Source organism: Chitinophaga sp., assembly GCF_036569185.1.
Classification (GTDB): Bacteria; Bacteroidota; Bacteroidia; order Chitinophagales; family Chitinophagaceae; genus Chitinophaga.
This window is the reverse complement of sequence record NZ_DATCRD010000294.1, coordinates 1-5,164: the sequence shown is the minus strand read 5'-3', so window position 1 is coordinate 5,164 and position 5,164 is coordinate 1. Positions and strand designations below refer to the sequence as shown.

8 protein-coding genes are annotated in these 5,164 nt (G+C 44.5%); 4 read left to right on the top strand and 4 right to left on the bottom strand.

The window, feature by feature from the left end; translation table 11 throughout:
* Positions 1 to 335: 335 nt before the first annotated feature.
* Together VIM72_RS22965 and VIM72_RS22960 are read right to left on the bottom strand one after the other, a co-directional pair.
* Entirely contained in the window at positions 336 to 884 is a 549-nt protein-coding gene (locus tag VIM72_RS22965) for a cysteine hydrolase family protein (RefSeq protein WP_332005156.1), read from the bottom strand.
* 99 nt (positions 885 to 983) lie between these two features.
* Positions 984 to 1,565: a Crp/Fnr family transcriptional regulator gene (locus tag VIM72_RS22960; protein WP_332005155.1), complete on the bottom strand. Its 582-nt coding sequence runs from the start codon at positions 1,563 to 1,565 to the stop codon at positions 984 to 986.
* Between the two features lie 135 nt (positions 1,566 to 1,700).
* On the opposite strand from VIM72_RS22960, the gene VIM72_RS22955 reads away from it, so the two are divergent.
* Positions 1,701 to 2,165 (top strand): nucleoside triphosphate pyrophosphohydrolase family protein, encoded by a 465-nt coding sequence (locus VIM72_RS22955; RefSeq protein WP_142683580.1) that lies wholly within the window; start codon positions 1,701 to 1,703, stop codon positions 2,163 to 2,165.
* 45 nt (positions 2,166 to 2,210) lie between these two features.
* Here VIM72_RS22955 and VIM72_RS22950 read toward each other — a convergent pair whose 3' ends face one another.
* Positions 2,211 to 2,870, bottom strand: coding sequence for a suppressor of fused domain protein (locus VIM72_RS22950; RefSeq protein WP_332005154.1), 660 nt, complete (start codon positions 2,868 to 2,870; stop codon positions 2,211 to 2,213).
* A 170-nt stretch (positions 2,871 to 3,040) separates the two neighbouring features.
* On the opposite strand from VIM72_RS22950, the gene VIM72_RS22945 reads away from it, so the two are divergent.
* The gene (locus VIM72_RS22945) at positions 3,041 to 3,874 is read left to right on the top strand and encodes an alpha/beta hydrolase (protein ID WP_332005153.1); all 834 of its coding nucleotides are present in this window, start codon (positions 3,041 to 3,043) and stop codon (positions 3,872 to 3,874) included.
* A gap of 6 nt (positions 3,875 to 3,880) precedes the next feature.
* Here the strand turns inward: VIM72_RS22945 and VIM72_RS22940 are convergent, their stop codons facing one another.
* A complete protein-coding gene (locus VIM72_RS22940) occupies positions 3,881 to 4,489 on the bottom strand; it encodes a TetR/AcrR family transcriptional regulator (RefSeq protein ID WP_332005152.1) in 609 nt (202 codons plus the stop codon).
* 88 nt (positions 4,490 to 4,577) lie between these two features.
* Between VIM72_RS22940 and VIM72_RS22935 the strand changes: the two genes are divergently transcribed.
* Together VIM72_RS22935 and VIM72_RS22930 are read left to right on the top strand one after the other, a co-directional pair.
* Positions 4,578 to 4,772: a hypothetical protein gene (locus tag VIM72_RS22935; RefSeq protein WP_332005151.1), complete on the top strand. Its 195-nt coding sequence runs from the start codon at positions 4,578 to 4,580 to the stop codon at positions 4,770 to 4,772.
* Between the two features lies 1 nt (position 4,773).
* Positions 4,774 to 5,154, top strand: coding sequence for a hypothetical protein (locus VIM72_RS22930; RefSeq protein WP_332005150.1), 381 nt, complete (start codon positions 4,774 to 4,776; stop codon positions 5,152 to 5,154).
* Positions 5,155 to 5,164 lie beyond the last annotated feature (10 nt).

The window sequence follows — 5,164 nt, the reverse complement described above, 5'->3', positions numbered from 1 at the left end:
AAAAAAGAAAGAATATTGTTGTAAACCTGGTACAGGATTTACAACCCACAACGTAAACCTTTGGCAGGACTAAAAATTTTTATTGTAAACTTCAAACAGGATTATCTAATAACTGTGTAAACCTATATCAGGACAAGACCCAGGATTTACACGCGGGATAGTGTATGGGGAGTGTATTGAAAGTGTATGCCGAGTGTATGGGAAGTGTATGGGGAGTGTATGGTGACTATATCAGGGGTGCTACACATACACGAGTCCTAAGTTTCCCAGAAGTATCAGATAAGTATGGCAAAACTACCGGGGAATCCTCCGGCAAACAGATCCCCCGGATGTAATCAACGGCCCAGGAACTCCTTAGTAGTCTGAATATCCGCATAATAAAAAGCCAGTGCACCCATTAAAGTCTTCTGCACCAGTGAAGCCGCTATCTGTTCCCCTTCAACATCCAGCGCCCTGGTGGCACAGGCATCAGAAATAACGGTGCAGCTATAGCCCAGATCTTTCGCCGCCCGGGTGGTTGCATCCACACATACATGCGTCATCATTCCTGTAATGACCAGGTCTGTAATTTCCTGCGCCTGCAGGTATTCGTGCAATGCCGTTTCACGGAAGCTATTGGGATACTGCTTTACAATCACCTTCTCCCCTGCTATGGGGGCTATGCTACGATGAATTTCGGCGCCTGGCGTATTGGCTACCAGGAACCCTGCAGAAGGATCGGTGGCCATGTGCTGAATGTAAATGACTGGTATGCCCTCTTCCCGGCAATTCTCCAATAACCTATTGATATTTCCTGCAGCATTTTCAGGGTTTACCAATTCCATTTTACCCCCAATGAAGTAATCGTTCTGAACATCAATAATAAGTAATGCCTGTTTTCCCATTGTTTTTTGTTTTACTGAAAAATTTACACAAAGGTGGGCACATGGAAACAGATCCGGGTTGACCTAGGTCAATCCGGATGTTAAATAATGGCAGGAAAATTATTTGCGTTTTGCTTTCAGCATCCGGCTGAAGAAGGCGGGGGTTACGCCGATAAAAGAAGCGATTTGTTGCTGCGTGAGCGAACCGGCAATGTGTGCATAACGTTGCTGAAACTTTTCAAAACGCGCTGCCGCTGTAAGACTTAATATATCTGTAACCCGCTGCTGGCTTACTGCAAAGGCCCTCTCTGTAAGGACCCTGAAGTACCGTTCAAACTGAGGAAGCTTCCTGAACAATTCTTCCCGCTTCTCTTTTGTAAGTATAAGTGTACTGGTATTTTCGATGGCTTCAATAAACAGGTTGCCTGGTTGTTCAAAAACGAAGCTCATATAATCAACCACCCACCAATCTGCCGGTGCGATGGTAAGTATATGTTCATCTCCCTTCTGATCCAGGAGATAACTTTTCACACACCCGGTAGTGATAAAGGTAAAGTTATTGCAATTGCTGCCTTCCCGCTGCAGATACTCCTTCCTGTGATAATTTCTCGATTGCAGGAGCGAAAGGAAGTATGCTTGCTCCTCCCCGGTAATGGAGATATAATTGCTTACATTCCGGAGAATCAATGCCTGGCCGTCCATTGGATCTATATCAATTTATGCGGGAAGTTACCTAATCGTTGCGCAATAACCATACATCTTCTGCCGGCAGACCGGTTCCGGCAATACATAATTTTCAAATAATGCTTACATTCGGACATAAATATTAATCTGATCATGGAAGATGTAAAAGCGCTAAACAGTGTTGCAGAATTTCACAGCACCTTCAGGCATCCAATTGAAAAAGCACCTGTTATCCCAAGCCCGCAGAGATGTGATTTAAGGGTATCGCTGATCCAGGAAGAACTGAACGAACTGAAAGCGGCTATTGCGGAAAAAAATATAGTGGAAATAGCGGATGCACTCTGCGACCTTCAATACGTATTATCCGGCGCTATATTGGAGTTTGGGCTGGGAGAGAAATTCAGTGCGCTTTTTAATGAAGTGCACAGGTCTAATATGAGTAAAGCCTGCAAATCAACCGAAGAAGCAGAAAGCACCGTTGCACATTACAGCAAAACTGAAAATACAGCATGTTATTATACAAAGGTAGATGATCTTTACCTGGTGTACAGGAAGTCGGATAATAAAACACTGAAATCTGTTAACTATTCTGCTGCGCAGTTAAGCCAGTTTTTGTAAGATATAAGCCGGGTGAAAACGGAGTCTCTTCACCCGGTTCATCATTTAAGATTTCCTGTTGAGATCCGTTATCAGTAACGGGTTATCTTTCCTTAAGTCATTGATCAATGCAGCTACCTCTGTAGTGGTAGGATTCCGCATTAATTGCTCCAGTTCACTATTGGTGATCCCTACCAGTTGCAGGAAAGATACTTCCCCATGCGGCGTTTCTATTCTTCCCAATTCCGGATCAAGCGCCAGTACGAATGCAGTAATTTCCGTCTGGGTATCCAGCCGTATGGGGCCTTTTGCAGGTATAAAATGATTCTCTTCAAACCATTTACCGCTGTTAAATACGTAACGCGCCAGGTTGTTCATTACATGCACTGCCCATAAAGGGTCTGCCTGGTCATCGGCAAACGGCTTCAGCCTGAAAGTAAATTCAAAGCCCCATTTGCTGAATTCACCACCAGCCTTTTCACTGTCGTAGTAAAGCTCCGACATTCCATAACTGATAATATGACGGTGGAAGTCCTGTTTGGCAGAATCATAAATGCTGGCGCCATCTATCGGATCTGTTCCGCCGGCCATATAATGTATCCCGCAAAGCGGCCCATAATGACGGGGCTCAGTTTTACCATATACCTTTTCCAGGGCTTCATCTATGGAAAACCATCCAACAGGATCTTCTTCTTTAAATCTTTGCTTATATTCTTCGGGAGTCATAAGAATATCAGGTTAAACAATTAAATAACGCCAATATAAGCCAAGTTGGGAAAAAAGCCATGCTTAAAGCTGCTTATTGTTTTGTCGTAATAGCCCTTCAATTTGACATTTTTGCACCCATCCCGGTTTGTTCTTTTAATGTAGGTTTACATTATCAAAATTAGTATCGCATGAAACGCACCTACATTATTGTTCTTTTATTAATACTAACGCATTTCCAGATGAAAGCACAGCAGCAAACAGGCCACTATGCAACGGTGAACGGCTTAAAAATGTATTACGAGATCCACGGCAGCGGCGCCCCGCTGGTATTGCTGCATGGCGGTGGGTCTACCATCGTTTCTACATATGGTACCATTTTGCCGGAGTTGTCAAAAACCCAGCAGGTAATTGCTATAGAGTTACAGGCGCATGGCCACACTGCGGATATAGACCGGCCATTGAGCTTTGAACAGGATGCAGATGATGTGGCCGCCCTGCTCGCGCAGCTGCATATAGCCAAAGCAAATATTATGGGCTTCAGCAATGGAGGCACTACGGCGCTGCAAATTGCCATACGGCACCCCAAACTGGTGAATAAACTGGTGCTGGCTTCTGCGCTCTACAAACGTAATGGTACCCCACCGGGTTTCTTCGACGGCTTTAATAACCCAACTATTGACCAGGTGCCTCCTCCGTTAAAAGAAGCCTTCCTCACAGCCAACCCTGATCCAAAAGGATTTGAAGCCATGTTCCGCCGGGATGTGGCGAGAATGAAAAACTTTAAGGACATCAGCGATGAAGCTATAAAAAGCATACAGGCGCCGGCGCTCGTAATTAGTGGTTATACAGATGCGATCCTGCCGGAACACTCGCTGCTACTGGGCCGTACATTGCCGCATGCCCAGGTGGCCATACTGCCGGGCGGACACGGGGATTACATAGGTGAAGTTTGCGCGGCCGATAAGCAGAGCAAATTACCTGCCTTGGTAACTACCATGATCATTGAATTTCTTAAATCATAATAGCAGCTATTCCGTTATACGTAGTTGCGCGGCCGGGGTGAGGTAGGGATAAAACATACCCGCAATAATTTTACTGTAATGCTTTATGGCATTGCCTCCCCTCAGCCGCCCTGTTAACTCGTTATTCGACAGCCAGAAGTCGCCCACAATAAATATCTGGGTTACCAGCGCTTCCCAGATGCTCTCCGGCAAATCATCGCGAAACACCCCGTCTGCTTTCAGCTGCCTGAAAATAGTAAAGAACTCCGTTGTGCGGCGCCGGGTTAAGGCATAGTAATCTTTCCTGATGGATGGTATCCGCAGGGTGATCTCCACAAAATGCAAAAATATAAACCGGTACTTGTATGCCAGCTCCAGCGACCGGATGGAAAAATCACGGAGCGTATCCAGGGTAGCAGGGCTAACCGATTCCAGTTCCGACATCAACCTGTCAAAATCAGTTGCCAGTGATTCATAAAGTGTGCTTATAATTTCATCTGTTTGCCTGAAATGATAATGCAGGTTACCCGGGCTGATCCCCATTTTTGCAGCAATATGCCTGCTGGTAATGGCATTCACACCCTGGCTGTTATAAAGCTCCAATGCTGTTTTGAGAATATTTGTCCGTGTATCCATTCCCAAATTTAGAACAATAGATCTAAAAAAGAGTATTTAGAATAAATGTTCTAAATAAATTAGTACATTTGTTCTAAATATAAATGATATGAATAGGGAAACGCATGATCAGCAGGAGGAAAATCAACCTATATGGCAAAGGCTCAGGAGCAGTGTTCTCCCGGTTAAGCCAACAGACTCCATACCCGTAAAATTGCTGAAGAACAGCGGCTTCTACCTGTTTGCTGTAATGGTATTACTGGTAACGCTGCTGCTCGGAGGCGCCATTATGTTCGTGTTATAAAATGAAACGTTTATTTGATCCGTTATTTCTTATTTATTGCGCCCTTTGGTGTATCATCCATCTTTTCAGGTATTTACACCTGCCTGTTCCGCTATTGAACGGCTACCTTACCGATTTCATTGCAGTGCCGGTTATGGCACATATTGCCCTCACCTTTACCCGCAGGTACCTTGTACATAATAACCACTACAACTATCCGCTGTACTACTTACTTTTCATTGCTTTTTATATGTCTGTTGTTCTTGAATGGATAATGCCACAGTTTTCGTCCGTTTATACCGGGGATACCTGGGACGTGGTGACATATTTTGGAGGAGCGTTGTTTTATTATTATGTGCATGGGAAACAAACTTACCTCAAACATAAAACCCGGTCATTTTAATCCTATACAC